Raw genomic sequence first — 22,785 nt, forward strand, 5'->3', positions numbered from 1 at the left:
AACAATGAGCAATATAAAGCTATTATTTTTATAAATCTCCCTACTAATCTGAGGACTTGTCTCATACCTTATTAAAAGCAAGATTGGATAAAGGGGAGTAAGGTATGGCTATATTCTATAAGGGAATTTTATTTTTAGCGGCTTCTGCCTTCTTAGGTGAAGGCGTTGAATTATTAGTTAATTTGATTTTAGCCAAGGAACTAGGAAAACATGGGTTAGGTCTCTATATGTCAATTCTTCCGTCAATTTATTTAATTGTTTTGCTATCAAGCTTCGAGCTGCCTGTTTCCATTTCAAAGTTTGTTGCTGAAAGAGAGGAAAGATTCCATAGAAACATCCTTTACCATGCGATTACGATTACCATTATATTTACGAGTATCCTTTTGGTGGCAGCTGCAGTGATTCTTCCGTTTATTCCAGTATTCAATGGATATCATCCTTATACAAGATGGCTCGTTATCCTTTTAATTCCGGTAATGTCCTTTACCGCCGTTGCTCGTGGCTATTTTATGGGAAGGCATCAAATGGGGAAAATCGCCATAGCTAATTTCTTGCGAAAATCAATCCAGCTTGTGTTGCTATTTGTCTTGTTTCGTTTCTTTGAATTTGACCCTCAAAGTGCGGTGTTGATTGCAATCGCCACCTTTATTGGAAGTGAAATTGTTGTATTTTTTTACCTAATCTACACATTAATTATTCAATTTCAACAATTGAAACGTATTCCGTTTTCTAATTTAAATCGCAAGCTGGTCCGCAGGAATTTAATGGCGGTCTCAGTCCCAACAACAACCTTGCGTTTATTCTCTGCATTAACAGGCGCAATTCAACCCTTCTTAATTAAGGCAGCTTTAGTCCGGTCAGGTTTGAGTGAAACCATTGCAACCGAGCATTTTGGTATGCTGATGGGCGTTGCGGTATCAATAGGTTTTTTCCCCGCCTTTATCGCACATTCATTAATGATTGTTCTAATTCCTGCAGTATCAAAAACCTATTCCGACAAGAATTATTTAAGCCTGCAAAAAATGCTGTCTCAAGTGATGAAGCTTACCTTCCTGTATGGAGTTCCAGCGGTGGTGATTTTCTACATTTTTGCTCGACCACTTTCTTCGTTGTTCTTTGAGTCATCAATTGCTGCTGTTTATTTACAAATGCTCTGGCCGTTTTTTCTTTTCCACTTTTTTGTGATGCCATTGCAGGCATTTTTATTTGGACTTGGACTGATAAAGGACACATTTATCCATGCTGTTTGGTCAACGGCTGTAACATTTGCAATTATACTGATTTTAGCTAAATTGCCAGAATGGAGGATGGAAGGAGTCATCATTGCTATGAATACTGGGTCGGTCTTATTGGCTCTGATGCATTATTTAAGTGTTTGCAAGAAAATAGGGGTGTCGATCTTTATGGGAAAAGGACTTCTGCATAAAAATAACTAGGAATCCAGAAAAAATTAATTGGGCGCTGTAGGGGTTAGACATTCTTTTAGCGTCTATTAATATAGAATGATTTAATTTAGAGGAAAGGATGGTTAAGAATGAGGGAGAGTTTTACAAATACATTTGATGAAATAGTAAAGGAAAATGGGAAATCCATTTTTAACTATATATTCTCATTGGTTAGGCATAAAGAACTTGCAGAAGATTTGTATCAAGAGGTCCTACTTTCAGCCTTTTTAGCCTTTCCATCAATTAAAGAGCCAACTAAATTAAAAAGCTGGTTTTATACAATTGCCGGAAATAAATGCCGTGACTATTGGCGTAAGGAAAATAAATCAAAGCAATTTTGGAGGGAAGAGGTATATTCCTATACATCATCAATTGAACATACACAGCTTCCTGAAGAAGAAGTTCTACATAAGTACTCTACTGAGGAAATGGCTGAAAAAGTAAAAACCTTACCGGAAATATATCAGTATCCTATCTTTCAGTACTATTACTATGACCTTACGCTAATCGAGATCTCTCGAAAAAGTGATCTACCAATATCTACAGTTAAGACAAGAATGAAAAGAGCAAAAGAACGCCTCCGTCCCAAACTACTATCGTTAGCATAAGAAAAAACGGACCATTTTTGGTCCGTTTTGTTTGTCAGTCCCTGCTAGATAGAATTCCAAAAATACGTAAAATGCTTAGGAATAGATTAATAAAGTCCAGGTATAGATTTAATGCCATTAGTGGAACTTCTTCGGCACTCACTCCGTAATGCTTCATCCGGTTAAAATCATACAGTACATAGCCGCTAAAGACCAGCACACCTATGAAGGAGAAGGCAAGCATTCCAGTTGAGCCTAATGGCATGAAAATATTAAAGATTGAAATGGCTACCAATGCAAGTAATGCTGCTAACAGAAACCCGCCTAAAAAAGAAAAGTTGTGCTTAGATTTCGTTGCATAAATGGCCACGCCTGTAAATACGATGGCAGTACTTCCAAATGCCATCATTACGATATTTGCACCAGCTGTAGCAGCGTAATACGAAACAATTGGAAATAACGTAATACCTGAAATAAAAGTAAATAGATAAAGGAAAGTATAAGATATTGCTTTTTTTCGCCTGAAAAATAAAGCAATCATTAGCATAACAAATTCAAGGATAGCTAACGGTAAAAATAAACTTGGCGGTACAAATACTCCAGCCATAGTCCCCAAAAAAGCAATAGCAAGGGAAAGGGCAAATGTTCTAATTACGGATGGCATAAATTCAGCAGACGTTTGTGGATACATTCTTCTTCACCTCATGATAGATTTATATATATATCATATACGAAAATTAGGTCAAGAGGTTTCATTGTTTTTTGTAGTATTATTTGCTTTCAATAAATCGCGAATTTCAGTTAACAGCTCTTCTTGACGGTCAACTTTCACAGGAGCCTCAGCAACTGCTTCCTCTTTCTTTTTAAAACGACTGATGAATTTAATAAACATAAAGATAGAAAAGGAAATAATTAAGAAATCGAAAACCGCCTGGATAAATAGGCCATAATTTATATCCCGATAAACAAGGTTCGAAAATTCTACCCCACCAATAAGCAATGCAAGCAGTGGCATGATAATATCGCCAACAAGTGATGCAACAATTTTTCCGAATGCTCCACCAATAACAACACCGACAGCAAGATCGATTACATTCCCTCTCATTGCAAACTTCTTAAATTCATTTAACATGATATTATCCTCCAATATATTTTATATGAATACGATTTATTTTAACCTTAAAGCTAATTGGTTTGCAATTATTGGATTTGAAAGAGCAGTTCTCTTAAGGAGAACTGCTCAGGTCCACATGATGCGATTAAAATGCCCAGTTTCCACTTCTAAATACGGGTTCTGTTTTTCCATCAGCAGTAATTCCATCGATGTCCATATCAGGAGAGCCAATCATAAAATCAACATGGGTAAGACTTTCATTTAGCCCATTTTCCTTCAACTCTTCAGGGGACATCTCCTTACCACCTTCAATACAGAAAGCGTAGGCACTGCCAATCGCTAAATGGTTTGATGCATTTTCATCAAATAAGGTGTTAAAGAAAAGGACATTTGATTGGGAAATCGGTGAATTATAAGGAACAAGAGCGACTTCACCAAGATAAAGGGAGCCTTCGTCTGTTTCCACAAGGCGTTTTAAGATTTCTTCGCCTTCTTTTGCTTTATATCCAACAATTTTTCCATTCTCAAAGGTAATCGAGAACCGATCAATAATATTACCGCCATAGCTAAGTGGCTTTGTGCTTGCGACCGTTCCATTTACGCCAGTCCGATAGGGAACCGTGAAAACTTCTTCTGTCGGCATATTAGCCATAAATTCAGTGCCTTTTTCATTGACACTACCTGCACCAACCCAAAGATGATTCTTCGGAAGTTCAATGGTTAGGTCTGTCCCTGGAGCAGTATAGTGAAGCTTTTGATAGCGTTTTTCGTTTAAATAACTGACCTTTTCATGAAGGTTTTCGTTATGTACTTTCCAAGCTTCCACTGGGTTTTCAACATCAACACGAGTGGCTTTAAAAATTGCCTCCCAAAGTAGGTCCACTTGCTTTTCGCTTGGTGCATCCGGGAAAACCATAGCAGCCCATGCTGGTGATGGAACGGCAATTACTGTCCAGCTCACCTTATCTGATTGAGCCATTTGCCGATACTTAGCTAACGCTGTTCCAGCAGCTTTTTGGAAGTTTGCAATACGATCAGGATTCACACCTTTTAATAAGTCTGGACTTGCAGAAAGGACCGCCATAAATGCAGCTCCATTTTCAGCTAGTTCCACCGTTTCGTTCGCACGATGGGCGGGATACTCGGTAAAGGCTTCATCTGGAGCTAAATCGTATTTTGTTCTAGAAACCACATCATCAGACCAGTTAACAATTACATTTTTTGCTCCAGTCTCATAAGCACTTTTGACCACAAGACGGACAAATTCCGCCGCATCTAGGGTTGCATTGACCACTAAGGTTTGGCCTTTCTGTACATTTACTCCGACTTTAACGGCAAGTTCTGCATATTTTTGAAGGTTTTTTTGAAATTCACTCATATTATTAGTCTCCCTTTTTTCTGAATCTTCATGTTATATTGTAGCTTTTTTTAGTAAAAAAAGAAACTTCTAGTGGAGTATTAAAAAACAGTAGAACATTATCTCTACTGTAGTTTGCTGCCATATACTTTTATATTTAAATAGATACCTGCTGAAAATACTACGAGAAAAGTAATGATGCCTGACAATGAAGTTGGAGCCATAAATTGTGATAATTCCACTGCTACCACCCCTTTTTCAATAAAAACGTTTACAAGTTAATTATAAAACTTAAAGAGGTAAATGTGTACAAAATAGCACAAATTAGTGAATATTTTTCGAACAAAAAAAGGATCCATTAGGATCCCATAGAAGCTTTTTTTTCAAAAGAATAAAACATAAGCCAGTATAGTCCAGCACTTACAAGAGCGAGCAGGCTGAGTAAAAAGAATGACCATTCATATCCAATTAAAACTGTCAACGGGATAGAAAGAGGGGCGATCGTACGGGCTATTGTGAATCTTAGACTTGCTGCGGCAAAATATTGCCCTCTCATATGGTCTGGGGCAAGTTTGGAAACAAAGCTTTGTTGTATCCCTGCGCCCATTAACTCTGCAAAGGTGAAAATGACCATTGCAAAAATAAATCCCCAGATCCACTGGGTTTGACTGAAGAGAATCATTGAAATCGCGTAAATAACAGATGAAAAGACAAACACATTTCGTTCCGTAAAGCTGGTCATCCATTTGGTTACAAAAACAGTTAGCAGAACAACAATTAAGCCATTTTCTGCAAGAATAATCCCGAAGGCTTGCTCGCCTCCGACGGTAAAGGACCAATTCCCAAGTGAAAAGAGGGTTTGATTGTGGACAACTTCTTTCATATAAACGGGAAACAATAAATCCAATTGCATAAACGTTTGTCCTACTAAAACTCCAGAAATAATAAAGAGAAGGAAGGTCTTGTCTTTAAAAATTAAGGTGTAATCCTTTAGCTGGTTTTGTAAAAAGTAATACCATTTTCTATCTGCCTGGATGGAATCTTCTTTTTGAACCGGTGCCGTTTCTCTTGTCCATTTTGCTAAAATAAATCCAATTAAAATACAAGCAAAACCTGCAAACAACAAAAGCTGAAAGCGGTAATCTACATAGAAAATCGCCCCTAAAATCGGACCTACTACAACAGCGATATTGGTTGATGTATAGAAGATTGCAAATACATTACTTCGTTCCTTTTCGTTTACGACATCAGCTACCATCGCTTGGCTAGCTGGCCAGTAAAATGAGCCAAATACCCCAGCAAATGCAAAGGCAATAAACCCTATCCATGGTGATTGAAGCCATGGGGAACTTGCTGCTGCAAATACTAAAAAGGAAAGTCCCTGCCCAATGGCAGACAGGACCATCATCCGTTTCCGTCCAAACCGATCGGCACAATAACCGCCCATTAAGTTAGCAATAACAGAAAAAATCTGTGAAAATACTAATAAAAATCCCGCTTTACTTTTACCAAATTCTTCTGCGAAGTAGATGGTTAAGAAGGGGAAAAACATCCAAAACGTAATGTTTATCAACGCCTCGCTAAACAAGCGGACCTTTAAATTTGGATCCCAATCTCTAATTCTCATGATGTATCCCCGTTTCTAAAATTTCTAACTTTTCCATCATTTATCATACTATCTCACTATAAATTTATACAAGTAAAAAATAGAGTAGTAAAACTAGATTCATATATGACTACGTGATTAAAGGGACTTACTTGGAAATTCAGAGCACTTCCTACGGTTGAGAGAGATACTACAAAAAGAGGCTCTATTACTACAAAGTTTGGTGCATTATCTACAAAGTAGGTGCCACTTACTACATTTCCAGGTAACCTTATCTACAAACTTTGGGTAAATAAGGAAACTACTACTCTTGCCCAGCTGCTTACTACAAGGTTTGGTACATTATCTACAAAGTTGATGCCACTTACTACAATTCAAGGTAAGTTATCTACAAAGTTTGGACAAATAAGGAAACTACTACTCTTGCCCAGCTGCTTACTACAAAGTTTGGTGCATTATCTACAAAGTAGGTGCCACTTACTACATTTCCAGGTAACTTATCTACAAACTTTGGATAAATAAGGAAATACCAGTTGCTAGACTCAAATAAAAACCGCACGAGATTTCACAACGAAATCTCGTGCGGTTTTTTAATCCTGATCCTTTAGAGCTTGCTTCAGCAAATCACCTAGACTTGTGCCAAAGTCTTCTTTTTGTGTGTATTTTTGTACGAGCTTTTGTGCTTCTTTCTTATTTACAGACTTTTTCTTATCTTCGGCTTTCTCAACTACATTACAGCGTCGGCATTGGAAATATAGACCCGCTTTGCCTTCATGCATCTCCATTTTTTTATGACACTGAGGGCAACGTCGATTGGAAAGCTTTGGATCTTTCCGTTTGCGATAAGAACATTCTACGCTTGAGCAAACAAGAATTTTTCCTTCCTTTGTGTTTCTTTCCTTCAAAAAAGAATTACATTCGGGACATTTGGACCCGGTTAAATTATGAGCGCGATAGGATTGGTCGCTTGCTTTAATCTCCGAAACAAACTGCTCGGTTTGACGGCGGATTTTTTGTGAAAAGGCTTTTGGATCGGCCTTTCCTTTCGAGATTTGTTCAAGCTCTTGTTCCCATTTTGCTGTCAATTCAGGTGACTTTAATTCATCATTAACCAGCTCAATAAGCTGTTTGCCCTTTTTGGTGGAATGAAAGCGTCCGTTTTGTCGTTCGACTACCTCGGTCTCCACCAGTCTTTCGATAATTTCTGCCCTTGTTGCTGGTGTACCAAGTCCAAACTTTTCCATTTGCCCGAGTACATCTGCTTCTGAATAGCGCTGTGGCGGTTCAGTCCACTTTTGGTTTATGTTCACGTTCTTTATGGTAAAAGATTGGCCGCGAGAAATTTTCCCAATATTTTCTCCAGCTTGTTCTGTTTCCTCTTTACCTAAGACTTTTTTGAAACCTAATTCAATCACGTTTGTTTCTCTAGCAGTAAAGGTTTCACCTTCTGCTTTAATGGTGGCGTGTATGATTTCATATTCATAAGCAGGAAGAAACAAGGCAAGAAATCTTCTTGCAATCAGGTCATATATTTTTCTTTCATCATTATCAAGCACACTTAGGTTGAGCCTTTGCTCAGTTGGAATGATGGCATGGTGATCGGTTACCTTTTCATTGTTGAAGACACGCTTTGCCAAAACATTCCCTTTCTTTGCAAGTAATGGCCTAACTTCATCATTATATCCAGACGCCATTCCTTGAAGGCGATCATTCATAGTGTTAATCATATCCGTGGTTAAATAACGGGAATCGGTTCTTGGATAGGTAACAATTTTATACTGCTCATATAAACGCTGCAAAACATTTAAGGTCTTCTTAGCAGGAAATCCAAACCGTTTATTAGCGTCACGTTGAAGCTCAGTTAAATCATAAGGCATCGGCTGTGGTTCAGACTTTTTCTTGCGCTCTATTTTTTCAATAACCGCTTTTGTACCTGTTACTTTTTTTAGTATTTTATCGGCTTCCTCCTTGTTGAAGAGGCGCTTCTCGTTGCCGCGTTCCCAGTCAGTAGAGAGCGGTCCGATATCGGCACGAATCGTCCAATACTCTTGCGGGACAAATTTTTGTATTTGCTTCTCGCGATCAAGAACCATCGCTAAGGTTGGGGTTTGAACCCTGCCTGCCGAAAGTGGATCCTTATATTTCGTTGTCAGTGCTCTTGTTACATTCAAACCGATAAGCCAATCCGCCTCTGCACGACAGACGGCTGAATGGTAAAGATCATCAAATTGTTTTCCAGGTTTTAATTGTTTAAACCCATCTTTTATCGCCTTGTCTGTTTGCGATGAAATCCACAATCTTTTTAAAGGTTTATTCCAATGGATTTTGTCAAGAATCCAGCGTGCAACAAGTTCTCCCTCACGCCCTGCGTCTGTCGCTATGATACATTCATTAATGTCTTTTCTTTTTGCGAGCGTTTCAATCGCCCGATACTGATGGCTTGTTTGTTTCATCACCTTTAAGCCCATTTTTGGCGGGATGATAGGCAGATCCTCTAAATTCCAAGTTTTATACTTTGTATCGTAATGCTCAGGCATTTTTAACTCGATTAAATGACCAAGTGCCCAAGTGACGACATACTGATTACCTTCCATATAACTATTATGTTTTTGATTGCAGCCAAGGACGCGTGCGAGTTCTCTAGCTACACTTGGTTTTTCTGCAAGTACAAGAGATTTCATAAATACTCCTTCCATAAACAAAGCTTTTTTAACAGTATAACGGAAATGACAGCAGTTTTGTAATATTGTCGCTGGGTGCTTTTATTTGTTATTGTGGTAAAGTGTTATCGTGTTAAAATTCTGACAATTTTGTTGACAAACAAGGTTTTCCTCACATACACTAGTTATTAATACAATAGTATTTAGAATGGACTGATTCCCATGAGACATCTAATAACAGTTAGATATTCAGTATTGTTCATAAAAGAGGCTGGACTCCAAATCTTATAAGATGTGGAATCTGAGCCTCTTTTCTTTATTCCACTAATATGGTAGAGGTGAGAAATATGTTGATGTTAACAGGTCAAAATTTAACGTTGGATCAAATGAAGCAAGTGTTATACCGTAAAGAAAAAGTGGGAGCCTCGGAAAAAAGCCTTGAAGCAGTTCAAAAGAGCAGAGAGGCTGTGGAAAGAATTGTTTCGGAACGAAGAGTCGTTTATGGAATAAATACAGGGTTTGGAAAATTCAGTGACGTGTTAATTAATCCAGAGGACGTTGGTGAGCTCCAGCTTAATCTCATCCGTTCTCATGCATGTGGAATAGGAGAGCCGTTTCCTGAAATGGTTTCAAAAGCGATGGTTCTTTTACGTGCAAACGCACTTTTAAAGGGATACTCAGGTGTGAGACCGATTGTAATTGAGAAGCTTTTAGAACTAGTGAATACTGAAATTAATCCTGTCATTCCTCAACAAGGTTCACTGGGAGCTAGTGGTGATTTGGCACCGCTTTCCCATTTAGCTCTGGTGTTAATCGGTGAAGGGGAGGTATTTTATAAGGGAAATCAAATGGATTCTCTCCAAGCATTGCAGATAGAGGGAATTGAGCCCATAAAATTACAGGCAAAAGAGGGTCTTGCTCTGATTAATGGTACACAGGCAATGACAGCAATGGGAGTAGTCGGTTACTTAGAGGCAGAGCAACTGGCATATGAAAGTGAATTAATCGCATCGATGACGATGGAGGGCTTAAATGGGATTATTGATGCCTTTGCAGAAGAAGTTCACATTGCGAGAGGCTATAAACAACAAATTGATACGGCAGCAAGAATCCGCCGATACTTAAGCGATAGTTTACTGACATCGATGCAGGGAGAAGTACGTGTCCAGGATGCCTATTCGCTCAGATGCATCCCGCAGGTTCATGGTGCTTCCTGGCAGGTTCTCGATTATGTAAAAGAAAAATTAGAGATTGAAATGAATGCTGCAACAGACAACCCATTAATTTTTGATGAGGGTGAAAATGTAATTTCAGGCGGTAACTTTCACGGCCAACCGATTGCTTTTGCGATGGATTTCATGAAGGTTGCAATGGCGGAGCTGGCGAATATTTCTGAAAGAAGAATTGAAAGACTTGTAAACCCACAATTGAATGATTTACCAGCCTTTTTAAGTCCTGAACCTGGTCTGCAGTCAGGAGCGATGATTATGCAATATGCTGCTGCTGCACTTGTTTCGGAAAATAAAACCCTAGCGCATCCTGCAAGTGTCGATTCCATCCCATCATCGGCTAACCAAGAAGACCATGTCAGCATGGGTACGATTGCTGCCAGGCATGCGTATCAAATAATTCAAAACGCAAGAAGGGTCATTGCCATTGAACTTATTTGTGCAATGCAGGCCGTTGAAATACGAGGGGTGGAAAAAATGGCCACACAGACAAAAAAGTTTTATGAGAAAGGCAGAGAGTTAGTACCATCCATTACGAAAGACCGAGTTTTCTCGAAAGATATTGAAAAAGCTGCAGAAGGACTAAAGTCCTCTGATTTTCTTAGGCAAATTCATCAATTGGATAATGTAAAGTAGACCTTACTTATATTAGTAAGGTCTGAAAAAAGGTATGAGCCAAATTTAAATCATACCTTTTTTCTTATTCTTCCTCGACTCTATTCTTAAAGGCTTCTCTGACTACAAGAAACTCCTCGTCCCCAATTGCCTCTTTGGAATGCTTTTCCACTTGGTTATTTTTTGGAAGGTCACCAGGATGGCCCTTCTTTTTATGATTAAAATGTTCTCCACGTGCCAAAATCAACACCCCTTTCTTCTTCGAGAGTAGGTTTCCCTACCCGCCTTTAGATTATTACATCTTACATCGAAAAAAAGCTGGCGCTGTGACTCAAGGTAAGGTCACTCTTCGCCTGCTTTTTCTTCTGGTTTCGAAGGACGGCACATATGATCAATTAGGAATCCAAAAAACAGAATAAAGACAATGGGAATGGAGTAATTAAGTATGTGGATAAAGGTCATAAGGGGAGGTCACCTCCAGTATTAGAAAATTATAAATATTTAGTCTATTTACAAGTTGTTTATATTATATGCTATTTGTCACAAAACAGACAAATATTTATGATAGTAAATACCATCGAGTTCTTTGAAACTAAACTGAAAAGTTAAGGTGTTTTTCGACTTTAATTTCCTCTTTTTTCCTAATTTAAACACCTAATCTCCTAAGGGGAATGATTTGTAAGTTGGTTTGAATCGAATTTTGTAGAAAGTTGAAGAAATATGTAGTAAATAGTAGTTAGAAAATTTAGAATGGTTGACAAAATATAACAGTGTACTGAAATAGGACTTTATATAATAAATATAGTTAATAGAGCTTAAGTAGATAGGCCTATATAAAAAATCAGAATAGTCAAACAAATACCTAGGTTATTAAAGAAATCAGAAAAAGGCAAACCTTTTTGAAAGATAGGGACGCAAAGCCACGGATCTAAGGTAAGGATAAATACTACGATAGCCGGGCTGCCTGGAATACGAATAAGTATTTTGGGAGTGAGAATGTGGTGATTTCAGTGAAAATGATTGATGGAATGGATTTAGAATGGGTGGCCCTTATTTCAGAAGCAAAGGAATTAGGCCTATCAAAGGAATTAGTTCGGGAATTTCTTCATCGTAATGAGGTCAAAGAGTCATTTGTTGAAAATCGCTAAAGATACATAACTAAAAATAAAAGCATTCTACAAAGTTTTTTGTAGAATGCTCTTCTTTTTTAAAAGGTTATTCGTTGTTATTATTTTGATTAATTCGCCACCTGTTAAATTCAAGAAAGTCCCGAAATTGCTCTTTTGAGACACCTGACTTCATAGCATCTTTGACAAGATTCATCCAATCGCTGTCTAAATCATCTTTATTTATATGTTCATGGATTAAATAGTCAACAGGCACTTTTAAAACAGCAGCAATCTTTTCAAGAAACTGAATTGATGGATTCGTTTGCAGATTTCTTTCGAGAGAGCTTAAATAAGATTTAGCAACTCCAGCTTGTTCTGCCAGTTCGGATAGTGACATTTTCTTCTCTAAACGGAATTTTTTAACACGATCACCTATCATTATATTTCACTCACCTAAATTTTATTATTACAATAACAATATTACCAAAAATAATGGTAAAGTTCCATATAAAGAACATATTAAAGAAAAAAAAGTTTTAATCTACCTTTAGTTTCTTAAAAGGATAAATCGACAAGCGATACCTTTGAAAAAATAGTAAGAAGGGGATAATATAAGAATGTATTCAACTCTGAACAACAGTTACTGGCTTTATTCATTTATCTGATTATTGGAAGAAGTAAAATTGTCGTAAGAATACATAAAAATATAAAAAAGGCAGGGAAGAAAATGATTGTTCTTAAATCACAGCGGGAAATCGAGGCAATGAAAAAGGCAGGGGAAATTCTTGCTTTATGTCATAAAGAAATTGCGAAATTGATTAAACCAGGTATAACGACCTGGGAAATTGATCAGTTTGTTGATGATTTTTTAAGTAAACACCAAGCTACTCCGGAACAGAAGGGGTATAAAGGGTATGAATACGCAACATGTGCAAGCATAAATGACGAAATTTGTCATGGATTTCCAAGAAAGGATCCATTAAAGACAGGCGATATTGTAACAGTAGATATGGTTGTAAATTATAATGGAGCTTTGGCTGATTCTGCCTGGACTTATCCAGTTGGAAAGGTTTCAAAGGAAACGGAACATCTATTAAAGGTAACAAAAGAAGCATTGTATAAAGGAATTGAACAGTGTGTTCCAGGAAACAGAATTGGGGATATTGGACATGCGATTCAAACATTCGTTGAATCAGAAGGATTATCTGTTGTCCGTGACTTTATTGGACATGGCATTGGATCTGTGATCCATGAGAAACCTGATGTACCGCATTATGGTTTGCCAGGTAAAGGTGCGAGAATTAAAGAAGGTATGGTATTTACCATTGAACCAATGGTGAATATCGGCAAGTACCAAACAAAAATGGATAACAATGGCTGGACGGCCCGAACCATTGATGGTAAATACTCTGCTCAATATGAGCATACGATTGCGATTACGAAAGACGGTCCAATGATCATAACGGATCAAGACTAGCAAAAAGCCCGTTAAGAAACGGGCTTTTATTAAATGGCTTTGTTAAAGGTCATTGTTGAATTTATAACACTGTTGATTGGAGCGGAAGGCGCGAGACTCCTGCGGGAGTACGGGGCTGGGGAGACCCCGCAGGCGCTTAAGCGCCGAGGAGGCTCCCCGGCGCGCGCCCGCGGAAAGCGAAGCGCCTGGAGCGGAAATCAACAACCAAGTTTAAAAGTATAAAATAAAAAAACAGATCTGTTATGATCTGTTTACTTATTCTTTCTTAGGTTTCCAAGTTCCTCGACTAGTGCTTGCATTTCATTCGGACTAAAAGAAGGTTTCTTGCGGACCATTTCATAAATTTCTAATAATTCTTCATACATTTCTTCATCAAAATGTGATGGTTTAATGGCCCCAAGGTTTAACACCTTTAATTTTTCTTTTATTTGTTCAATCATGAACTCAACATTTTCAGTAGACTTTTGTGATAAATTCATCCCGACACCCTTTCCCAATTCGTATTTTCATCTTTTCATTATAAATAGTATATGTCAATATAAACTTGTTTTTCCAATTTAATAGTGTATAAAGTGAAATTTACCATATAATTTGGATTGGCGCTTGCTTTTAGCAGTTGAATTAACGCAAAATAAATGAAGAGCTTTTTTTGGTATATATTTCATTGTAAAAATATGTATAGGAAAATATCAGTGAGGAAGGAAAGATTAAGATGACAAGAAAAAATCAATTCTGGAAGGGAATGTTATACGGAGCGTTGGCTGGTGGAGCAATCAGTTTATTAGATAAACCTACCCGTGAGGCGATGAAGGAAAACATTCAAAATGCTTATAAACAAGTATCATATGCAGTAAAACATCCGGTTGAGATTAGCGAACAGGTGAAGGGAACGGCTGAAAAAATTAGGACAACCATTGAACAGGTGAGCGAGGATATTACGTATATAACTGGAAAAGTAGATGAGATTCGCGAGTTAACGCCACAGGTAAAGGAAATTGTAAAGGAAACGAAAGATACTTTTTCGAAAAATAATGATGATGCCTTACTAGAGGATTTGCTAAAAGCTGATGAATAAGATCAGACAAGTAATTATGCAATAAACAGTTAAAAACTTAATATGGTCAATAGATGTTTTTCACAAGCAAAGGCGGTGTGAGTATGAATAGGCAAGCGGATGTACGTTCATCATTAATAAAGATGCTATGGCATCGAAGTGAAGAGGATGATATACCAGGTTTATCTGCACAGTTAGCCTATTTTTTCCTGCTATCATTATTCCCGCTCCTTATTGTGATTTTTACTCTAATTCCTTATCTCCCAATCCCACATGAGGATGTACTTGGGGCCATAAGGGCATTTGCTCCACCGGATACAATGGATCTAATTGAAAGAAATGTAAATGATATCATGAACAATCGGAATGGCGGGTTGCTTTCCATCGGGATTATCGGAACGATGTGGTCTGCCTCTAATGGAATAAATGCCATTGTTAAAGCGTTTAATAAAGCATATAACGTGAAGGAAAGCCGTTCATTTATCGTTTCTAGGGGAATGGCGATACTTCTTACATTTGGTATGATTTTGGTCTTCATTGTTGCTTTGATTCTTCCAATTTTCGGGCGGGAGATCGGTCTTTTTCTTTTTTCACAATTTGGTTTCACAGATGAATTTATCCAAGTATGGAACATGTCAAGGCTTTTAGTTAGTGCTCTAATATTATTTCTGATCTTCACTGGACTGTATTGGATAGCACCGAATATAAAATTACGCTGCCGAAGTGCAATACCTGGTGCTGCATTTGCATCGGTCGGGTGGATTTTATCATCATTTGGATTATCCTTTTTCGTCGGAAATATTACCAATTATTCTTTAACCTATGGAAGTATCGGAGCGATCATTGTCTTGATGATTTGGTTATACATATCTGCTTTCATCATTATCCTTGGCGGGGAAATTAATGCGTACTATAGTGAAAAAAATAAGCAAAACTGTTAAACCGGTTACTCCTAATTTTACCTTTATGAAAACCCAAAACTTGCGAACACTATAGATGGGGAATAAAGCAACTTTAGGAGGGTCTGACTATGACAAAGAAAACGAAAAAAGATGGCGGCACGAAACAAAAAGGAAAAGGTGCAAAAGGGAATAAAACTTCTGGATCTGCGAATGGCTCAAATAGCTATCATTAAATAAGGAAAGACCAGGCAATTATATGTGCCTGGTCTTTTCTTATTTTATGACTTCAATAGTCGAAGACTGTTAAGAATAACAAGGATTGTACTGCCTTCATGACCAATGACTCCATATGGCAAATCAAGTAACTGAAAGAAGTTAGATGATATCAATACCATTATCACAGTAATAGAAAAAATAACATTTTGTTTGATGATTTGGTTCATACGTTTAGAAAGGCGAATGGCTTCAGAGATCCGGGCTAAGTCATTTTTCATTAACACCACATCGGCCGTTTCGAGGGCTACATCACTGCCACCCCCCATTGCAATACCGACATTTGCTGTAGCTAACGCTGGCGCGTCATTTATCCCGTCACCAACCATGGCAATTGTTTTGTACTTAGTTTTTAACAATTTAAGCTTTTCGACCTTCTCTTCTGGTAAACATTCAGCATAGAATTCATCAACATGGCTTTCAGAGGCAATGGCACTTGCAGTAAGAGTGCTATCCCCAGTAAGCATAACTGTGAAAATTCCTTGTTTTTTTAACTGATCAATGGCATGCTTTGATTCTTCCCTCACAACATCCTTTAAAGCAATCATTGCTGCCAGTACACCGTTAATTTGTACAAATACCAGTGTATTTCCCTGGTTAGCTAAGTCTGTTGCCTTCCCATCGGCAAAAGCAGCAACCGCCTCCCGGCCAACAAAATCTGCTTTACCAATTTTCCAGTGTTCGCCGTTTATTTCCGCCTTAACACCCCAGCCGGAAACATCTTCAAGATTATCAGGATGGAGGAGATCGCGTTTCTGAGTGCTTTTTACATAGTTGACTATCGATTGTGCAAGCGGGTGGTTAGAATGGTTCTCAATTGATGCCGTTTTCCATAGGAGCTGTTCCTTTTCAAACCCGTCCGCTACAATTACCTCAGTGACTTCAGGCTTGCCCATGGTAAGTGTTCCTGTTTTGTCGAAGGCAATTGCTTCTATATGGCTTAAATTTTCTAGGTGAACCCCGCCCTTAACTAAAATACCATGCTTTGCTCCATTGGAAATGGCGGATAAAGTCGCTGGCATAATCGATGCAACAAGTGCACAAGGGGAGGAAACCACCAATAGAATCATTGCCCTATAAAAGGACTCCTGCCAGCTCCAGTCCAGTAAAAAATTGGGTAAAAACATCATCAATAAAACAGCCGCAAGGACCGTTTTAACATAGGTACCTTCAAAGCGTTCGATAAAAAGCTGTGACGGTGACTTTTCGCTTTGTGCTGATTGGACGAGATCAATAATTTTTTGAAAAAGTGTCTCATTGCTTGCTTTTGTCGTTTCAACTGTAATTGCTCCCGTTAAATTCACCGTTCCTGCAAATACATCTTCCTGCTTGCCTTTTGAGACAGGCATCGACTCGCCAGTAATCGCTGCTTCATCTATATTTGTATGACCAGTAAGGATGACACCGTCAGATGGTACGCGCTCACCTGGCTTTACAAGGATGTGGTCACCAATTCTTAGCTCAGAAACAGAAACCTTTCTTTCTAACCCATTATTTATGAGGAGCGCTTCTTCTGGCTGAAGCTCCATGAGAGAGGAAATCTCTTTATGACTTTTGTTCATTGTATACGTTTCTAAGGCACCGCTTACGGAGAAAATAAAGATTAAGATTGCGCCTTCCGTCCAGTAGCCAATAATGGCCGAGCCAATCGCCGCAAAAATCATTAGCATTTCAACATTTAATTCTTTGTTTTCATACGTGGCCTCAATACCCTCTTTTGCTTTCGCAAAACCGCCGATTATAAACGCTAATAAATAGGCGATAATCGAAGCTACATTATCATCCGTTTTGTCAAACAGCCACCCTAAGGCAATAAAGACACCACTTAGACCAGCGGCTATCAGTTCAATATGAGGTTTGATTTTTTCAATAAAGCCAAGCCTCTGAATATCTTTATTTAGTGTTTTTACCTCAGTGTTCATTCATCCCACCCCTTATAAAAGCTTAATTGAGAAAAATAATCATAATCATTACCCCTAAAAAACACGAAAGCTGTCATCAGAAAGATGACAGCGAATTTCTAAGAAACTATAAGATTTATAATTTAATATTATCACATAGTTCATTTGTTTGATAGGGGAATGCTCATGTAACAAATGTTTAATTATGATTTTTGATGTTCAAGAATGATGTGAGGCTTTTTACCAAATATATAAATTAACAAGGATAAAAGCAGGAGCATGGTACTTATAATAGAAAAGAAACGAATGTTTTGGAAATACTGAATAACAATTCCGCCGATAATTGGTCCGCTTAAGCTGCCAAGGCTAAAAAAGATTCCACACAGCAAATTTCCAGTTGGCAGTAAGTTTTGAGGGACTAAATCCGTCATGTAGCTGATTCCTAATGAAAAAGTTGACCCAACCACCATTCCAGATACTAAAAATGAAAGGAAAAGTCCAATAAATGAATGTTCAAAAATACCTGCTGCAGTAAAGCTCAAAAATCCAAGAACAAGAACAAAGATTAAAATATTTCTGCGACCATGTTGGTCACTTAGAATCCCTAAAGGAAGCTGTGTTACGATGCCTCCAATTGCAAACGCTGAAAGGAAATAGGAAACACTTGTGACGTCGATATCCATTCTTAAGGCATAAATAGGAAAACTTCCATTTAGGGATGATTCTAAAAAGCCATAGCAGAAGGGCGGTAAAAAGGCTAACCACCCATATTTCATTGCATTCTTGAATCGTTTAATGGTATTGAAGAATGAATTAATTTCAACTTCTTGATCAGGATATTCATTCCTTAACGAAAATACAAACAGCCAGCCAATTAAACATAGAATGGAAGAGATAATAAAAGGAAGTGCTTCATTTATATTTACTAACGGAGTCATTAAAGGACCTGCTGCAAAACCGATCCCAAAGAACATGCCATATAAAGAAATATTCCTGCCTCTTTTTTCCCTCGGGGAAGAGGAAGTAATCCAAGTTTGTGTAGCAAAATGGAGTGCATGATCACCAATACCGATAAGGAATCGTAAACCAAACCAAAACCAAAAGGAATGCCAAACAGGAAACAGTGCAATGGCAACAACTACAAGCAATCCGCCAAAGGTGATAATCGGTTTATAGCCATATTTCCGTAAAGGAATTTCCATAAAGGGGGAAACTAGAAGGATACCAATATAAAGAGCTGTTGCATTTAGCCCGTTTAAGGACGAGGAAACCCCGTTATTTTCAAATATAACTGCGATAAGCGGAAGCAGCATTCCTTGTGAAAATCCTGATATTGCAACAATACCAACGAGTATCCAAAACCGGAATTTGTTTTTATCCATATGTATGTCCTCTTCTTAAATTAATTAGAAAAATGAGTTTCTTAAAGAATGGTAACGAGAAAACGATCCTTTTGCAAGAAAAATATTTGGGTGGTTTTGGATAAAAAACAAAGACTCTAAGCCGAAGCTCAGAGTCTCTTTTAAAAAAGTCATTTTCGATGTAAGGTTTAATACAAATTACTTGTGCTATAATTATCAAGCAAAAAGCTTAATAGGGGTTAAAAATCAATCGCTTTTTTCTGGATCCATCAACCACCAACCTTCATGTTTACTTATAAGTAAAAAGAACACGAGTGTTGAATCTCATATAAGACGGGATTTCCAGCCTCCTTAATGATAATGGTGTACCGATTGATTGCTGCCCTCCTTTTTTATAGCTTAAGTTCAGTATATATTAAAGGTTGAATTTTGTAAATGTTCTGATTATATTTTTTTTGTAAATTTTTTGAGGAGGGACCTATGTCATTATTTTACCGTTTTTTATTTTTCACTATTGGCTTACTTATTATGACTTTTGGCGTCTGTTTAACGATTAAAGCGGACTTAGGTGCAGGGGCATGGGATGCTCTAAATGTGGCATTATCTGAAGAGATTGGACTGTCCATTGGAAAATGGGTCATGATTGACGGGGCAATTTTAATCATTGTAAATTCAATTTTTGTAAAAAGAAAACCAGAGTTCCTCTCACTTATAACAATAATTGTAATCGGCTCGTTAGTAGATTTCTGGATGTTAATTATTTTTGAAACATGGGTATTTGAGGGTATATTTATAAAATTAACTGCCTTACTGGCGGGAATCATTATTATCGGTTTTGGTGCAGCCACATACTTACAAGCAAAATTCCCATCTAGTCCGATCGATAATTTTATGCTAGCAATAAAAGAACGTTTTGGTTTCAATCTAATGGTGTCTAAAACAATAGCTGAAATTGTCCCTTTAATTCCTGCTCTTTTCTTAGGAGGACCCGTATGGATAGGTACAATAATCATTACACTTGCCATTGGACCAGCCATTCAACTATTCTTTCCTTCCCTAGAGAAATTACTGAAACAGCTTCAAGATTGAAGGCTTCAAGCAAAATATTGAAATAATTCGAGAAAATGGATAATATTTAGCAACTCCGAAAAAACTATGAGCAGTTACTTTACTGCCATTTGTGAAAGGAGTTTGACTTAGTGAAAAAAATTGTACCAGTTATAATGACACTGCTATTAATGCTAACCTTCTTACCTGCTGTTTCTGCCGAAAAGGCTGCTGTTAAATATCAGGTCCCGGCTTCCGTCAAAAATATTACAAAGGAAAATACCTATCCCAATTCGACTCAGGATTTACCAACGCTGGAACCGAGTGATTTAACTAAAAAGTTAATTGACTCATCTAAGGAGAAAATTGAAAATCCAGATTTAATCAGGATGCTTAATGAATCAAGCATTAATAGCACACCGTTTGCATTAGGTTACCGTGCAATTGTGTACCTAGGCCAGTGGCCACTAAATTATGTATCAACTGAAACCTCGCCAAATTGGGAGTACCAGAAAATTAATACCAACTATTATGATAATCGCGGCGGAAAAGTCCCATATCAGATTAAGTATGTCCAAGAAGCTCAGAAAGTTGTTCGCGGCGGGCTAACAGCCAAAATCGCTAATTCCGAAGATGTTAAGAAGATGATGCTTTTAAAAGCAATGGAAAAGACTCATTTACCTCTTTCCTTTGATACAGTTATTGGTTCAGGTACAAAAAATGACCATGTCTACAATGTTCCTGTCAATCGCTTAGGATACTTATATGCATATGCACCTGCAGTCAATGAAAAGGGAAAAGTAACCTATGGCGAAGTCTATTTAATGCTAAAAGGCAGTAAAAAGATTATTGTTATTAAAAATGTCACCTCGCAAGGAATTGGTGCCTGGATACCAGTGCAGGATCATGTTTCCTTTGGGTTCGCAGCATCAGAAAGACCTAGGTAAGATAATCTGAAAAGACCCTGATTTTGGTTGAGGGGTCTTTTTTTACTCTTTTATTAAATAGGGGAAAAATGAGTATAATACCGTTGCTAAAGATATGATATTTCGGTAGGATAAATAGGTTAGTGAAAGGAGAGGTCTATATTGGGTAGTCCCGTACATGATAAAAATTCGCAAGTGAATTTTTTAAAGCAGCGTTTGAATATGTTTCTTGATGTCCTTGAGGCAATTGATCCAGAGGAAGCAGATCTTGATGATATCGACAACTTAATAAAGATGATTGATGAGTTGGAAAATAAATGCAAGGAATTCAACAATCGTGAAGTGAGTGAGTCTGTTTAATTACAGGCTCTTTTTTTAATGACTTTGGATGGTAGCTAATTCTTTAATTCAGGTGATTATAGTAGTATAATAAGAATGTCAAATAGTTATAATTTTTAAATAAATTACTAGGGGACAAGGGGAAAGGGGTACTCGAAGTGAATATCGAGAAATTTCAAGAAAGCATGTATAAGCTGGTTGTTGATACATCTACAAAGCTTCCAAAGGACGTTCGTCGAGCAGTGAAACAAGCGAAGGAACAGGAAAGCGCTGGCACTCGTGCTGCGATGAGCTTAGCTACAATTACCAACAATATTAAAATGGCAGATGACCAAGTTTCACCGATTTGCCAGGACACTGGTTTACCAACGTTTAAAATTAAAACTCCTGTTGGCGTAAACCAATTAGAAATAAAAACGGCGATAAAGAATGCGATTGTTTTGGCAACGAAGGAAGGAAAGTTACGTCCTAACTCGGTTGATTCTCTTACAGGAGAAAACAGCGGTGACAATCTTGGAGCAGGATTGCCAGTGATGAAATTTGACCAATGGGAAAAGGATTATATAGAGGTTCGCCTCATACTAAAGGGCGGCGGCTGCGAAAATAAAAATATTCAATACAGCCTTCCGTGTGAATTGGATGGATTAGGCCGTGCGGGACGGGACCTTGACGGTATTCGTAAATGTATTATGCATTCGGTCTACCAAGCACAAGGACAAGGCTGTAGTGCTGGTTTCCTTGGAGTTGGAATTGGCGGAGATCGTTCATCAGGTTATGATTTAGCAAAAGAACAATTATTCCGTTCTCTCGACGATGTGAATCCAAATGCAGACCTTGCTGGGTTGGAAGAGTATGTACTGGAAAATGCGAATAAATTAGGAATTGGTACAATGGGCTTTGGGGGCGAAGCAACCCTTTTAGGCTGTAAAATTGGTGTCATGAACCGAATTCCTGCTAGTTTCTATGTATCTGTTGCCTACAATTGCTGGGCATTCCGCCGTATGGGTGTTTTTGTAGATGCGGTAAGCGGAGAAATTAATGAATGGATGTACCAAGAAGGTGAGTTCATCGATTTCGCGCAAACGGAAGCGGAAAAAGAAGCAGCAGCTGCAACCGCATCTGAAGGAGTCATTACTCTTCAAGCACCAATTTTGGAAGAAGAGATTCGTAAATTAAAGGTTGGCGACGTCGTTCAAATTAATGGGATGATGTATACCGGCCGTGACGCAATTCATAAATATTTATCTGATCATGATGCGCCTATCGATTTGAATGGGCAGGTAATTTACCATTGCGGACCAGTTATGTTAAAAGACAAAGAGGGTACATGGCATGTTAAAGCTGCCGGCCCAACAACAAGTATTCGTGAGGAGCCGTATCAAGGTGACATCATGAAAAAGTTCGGTATCCGTGCGGTTATTGGTAAGGGCGGCATGGGACCGAAAACGTTAGCTGCTTTGAGTGAGCATGGCGGAGTATATTTGAATGCCATCGGCGGTGCTGCACAGTATTATGCAGATTGTATCAAATCGGTTGAAGGTGTCGACCTCATGCAATTTGGGATTCCTGAAGCAATGTGGCATTTAAAAGTAGAAGGCTTCACAGCCGTTGTGACCATGGATTCACACGGAAACAGCCTTCATGCTGACGTAGACAAATCTTCACTTGAAAAATTAGCGCAATTTAAGGATCGTGTTTATTAATAAGTAGTAGGGAGAAGCCGCCAGATTTTTGGGGCTTCTTTTTTAGATGAAAGTTGAAAGGGAGTGCGGAGGGGGCAGAT

At 38.1% G+C, this 22,785-nt stretch carries 21 protein-coding genes and 1 riboswitch; of the genes, 11 read left to right on the forward strand and 10 right to left on the reverse strand.

The annotated features are described in order from the left end of the window. Nucleotides 1–104: 104 nt before the first annotated feature. Both NSS81_RS17005 and NSS81_RS17010 read left to right on the forward strand, forming a co-directional pair. On the forward strand, nt 105–1,436 hold the full coding sequence (locus NSS81_RS17005) for an oligosaccharide flippase family protein (RefSeq protein WP_342429859.1): 1,332 nt from the start codon (nt 105–107) through the stop codon (nt 1,434–1,436). A 98-nt stretch (nt 1,437–1,534) separates the two neighbouring features. Further along, a complete protein-coding gene (locus NSS81_RS17010) occupies nt 1,535–2,053 on the forward strand; it encodes an RNA polymerase sigma factor (RefSeq protein ID WP_342429860.1) in 519 nt (172 codons plus the stop codon). Between the two features lie 34 nt (nt 2,054–2,087). On the opposite strand, the gene NSS81_RS17015 is transcribed toward NSS81_RS17010, so the two are convergent. From NSS81_RS17015 to NSS81_RS17035, 5 genes are all read right to left on the reverse strand, one after another. Beyond that, a complete protein-coding gene (locus NSS81_RS17015) occupies nt 2,088–2,723 on the reverse strand; it encodes a Bax inhibitor-1/YccA family protein (RefSeq protein ID WP_342429861.1) in 636 nt (211 codons plus the stop codon). Nucleotides 2,724–2,774: 51 nt separating this feature from the next. After that, entirely contained in the window at nt 2,775–3,164 is a 390-nt protein-coding gene (gene mscL / locus NSS81_RS17020; RefSeq protein ID WP_342429862.1) for a large-conductance mechanosensitive channel protein MscL, read from the reverse strand. A 127-nt stretch (nt 3,165–3,291) separates the two neighbouring features. Then, complete coding sequence (locus NSS81_RS17025) at nt 3,292–4,524, reverse strand: aminopeptidase (protein ID WP_342429863.1); 1,233 nt, start codon at nt 4,522–4,524, stop codon at nt 3,292–3,294. Between the two features lie 337 nt (nt 4,525–4,861). Then, on the reverse strand, nt 4,862–6,130 hold the full coding sequence (locus NSS81_RS17030) for an MFS transporter (protein WP_342429864.1): 1,269 nt from the start codon (nt 6,128–6,130) through the stop codon (nt 4,862–4,864). 569 nt (nt 6,131–6,699) lie between these two features. Next, on the reverse strand, nt 6,700–8,790 hold the full coding sequence (locus NSS81_RS17035) for a DNA topoisomerase III (protein ID WP_342429865.1): 2,091 nt from the start codon (nt 8,788–8,790) through the stop codon (nt 6,700–6,702). Nucleotides 8,791–9,116: 326 nt separating this feature from the next. Between NSS81_RS17035 and hutH the strand changes: the two genes are divergently transcribed. Further along, entirely contained in the window at nt 9,117–10,634 is a 1,518-nt protein-coding gene (gene hutH, locus NSS81_RS17040; RefSeq protein WP_342434058.1) for a histidine ammonia-lyase, read from the forward strand. A gap of 64 nt (nt 10,635–10,698) precedes the next feature. On the opposite strand, the gene NSS81_RS17045 is transcribed toward hutH, so the two are convergent. Continuing rightward, nucleotides 10,699–10,854, reverse strand: a complete 156-nt coding sequence (locus NSS81_RS17045; protein ID WP_342429866.1) for a hypothetical protein — start codon at nt 10,852–10,854, stop codon at nt 10,699–10,701. A 637-nt stretch (nt 10,855–11,491) separates the two neighbouring features. After that, nucleotides 11,492–11,581: riboswitch (cyclic di-GMP riboswitch) on the forward strand. Nucleotides 11,582–11,614: 33 nt separating this feature from the next. Here NSS81_RS17045 and NSS81_RS17050 point away from each other — a divergent pair. After that, on the forward strand, nt 11,615–11,761 hold the full coding sequence (locus NSS81_RS17050; RefSeq protein WP_342429867.1) for an anti-repressor SinI family protein: 147 nt from the start codon (nt 11,615–11,617) through the stop codon (nt 11,759–11,761). Between the two features lie 67 nt (nt 11,762–11,828). Here the strand turns inward: NSS81_RS17050 and NSS81_RS17055 are convergent, their stop codons facing one another. Beyond that, nucleotides 11,829–12,161 carry a helix-turn-helix domain-containing protein gene (locus tag NSS81_RS17055; protein ID WP_342429868.1) on the reverse strand — a complete coding sequence of 111 codons (333 nt, stop codon included), beginning with the start codon at nt 12,159–12,161 and terminating at the stop codon, nt 11,829–11,831. A 288-nt stretch (nt 12,162–12,449) separates the two neighbouring features. Between NSS81_RS17055 and map the strand changes: the two genes are divergently transcribed. Then, complete coding sequence (gene map / locus NSS81_RS17060) at nt 12,450–13,199, forward strand: type I methionyl aminopeptidase (protein ID WP_342429869.1); 750 nt, start codon at nt 12,450–12,452, stop codon at nt 13,197–13,199. Nucleotides 13,200–13,450: 251 nt separating this feature from the next. Here the strand turns inward: map and NSS81_RS17065 are convergent, their stop codons facing one another. Beyond that, nucleotides 13,451–13,678 (reverse strand): DUF1128 domain-containing protein, encoded by a 228-nt coding sequence (locus NSS81_RS17065; RefSeq protein ID WP_342429870.1) that lies wholly within the window; start codon nt 13,676–13,678, stop codon nt 13,451–13,453. Nucleotides 13,679–13,911: 233 nt separating this feature from the next. Between NSS81_RS17065 and NSS81_RS17070 the strand changes: the two genes are divergently transcribed. Together NSS81_RS17070 and NSS81_RS17075 are read left to right on the forward strand one after the other, a co-directional pair. Beyond that, nucleotides 13,912–14,274 (forward strand): YtxH domain-containing protein, encoded by a 363-nt coding sequence (locus NSS81_RS17070; RefSeq protein ID WP_342429871.1) that lies wholly within the window; start codon nt 13,912–13,914, stop codon nt 14,272–14,274. A gap of 83 nt (nt 14,275–14,357) precedes the next feature. Then, on the forward strand, nt 14,358–15,194 hold the full coding sequence (locus NSS81_RS17075; protein ID WP_342429872.1) for a YihY/virulence factor BrkB family protein: 837 nt from the start codon (nt 14,358–14,360) through the stop codon (nt 15,192–15,194). Between the two features lie 239 nt (nt 15,195–15,433). Here NSS81_RS17075 and NSS81_RS17080 read toward each other — a convergent pair whose 3' ends face one another. Continuing rightward, the gene (locus tag NSS81_RS17080) at nt 15,434–17,350 is read right to left on the reverse strand and encodes a heavy metal translocating P-type ATPase (protein ID WP_342429873.1); all 1,917 of its coding nucleotides are present in this window, start codon (nt 17,348–17,350) and stop codon (nt 15,434–15,436) included. A 182-nt stretch (nt 17,351–17,532) separates the two neighbouring features. Continuing rightward, a complete protein-coding gene (locus NSS81_RS17085) occupies nt 17,533–18,711 on the reverse strand; it encodes an MFS transporter (protein WP_342429874.1) in 1,179 nt (392 codons plus the stop codon). A 459-nt stretch (nt 18,712–19,170) separates the two neighbouring features. On the opposite strand from NSS81_RS17085, the gene NSS81_RS17090 reads away from it, so the two are divergent. The 4 genes from NSS81_RS17090 (at nt 19,171) to NSS81_RS17105 (ending at nt 22,705) form a co-directional block, all read left to right on the forward strand. Further along, nucleotides 19,171–19,779 (forward strand): membrane protein, encoded by a 609-nt coding sequence (locus NSS81_RS17090; protein ID WP_342429875.1) that lies wholly within the window; start codon nt 19,171–19,173, stop codon nt 19,777–19,779. A gap of 110 nt (nt 19,780–19,889) precedes the next feature. Beyond that, a complete protein-coding gene (locus NSS81_RS17095) occupies nt 19,890–20,684 on the forward strand; it encodes a YfkD family protein (protein WP_342429876.1) in 795 nt (264 codons plus the stop codon). 141 nt (nt 20,685–20,825) lie between these two features. Further along, the gene (locus NSS81_RS17100; protein ID WP_342429877.1) at nt 20,826–21,023 is read left to right on the forward strand and encodes an SE1561 family protein; all 198 of its coding nucleotides are present in this window, start codon (nt 20,826–20,828) and stop codon (nt 21,021–21,023) included. Nucleotides 21,024–21,160: 137 nt separating this feature from the next. Next, nucleotides 21,161–22,705, forward strand: a complete 1,545-nt coding sequence (locus NSS81_RS17105; RefSeq protein ID WP_342429878.1) for a fumarate hydratase — start codon at nt 21,161–21,163, stop codon at nt 22,703–22,705. The last annotated feature ends 80 nt before the right edge of the window (nt 22,706–22,785 follow it).

The sequence above is a fragment of the Neobacillus sp. FSL H8-0543 genome (genome assembly GCF_038592905.1).
GTDB lineage: Bacteria > Bacillota > Bacilli > Bacillales > Cytobacillaceae > Neobacillus.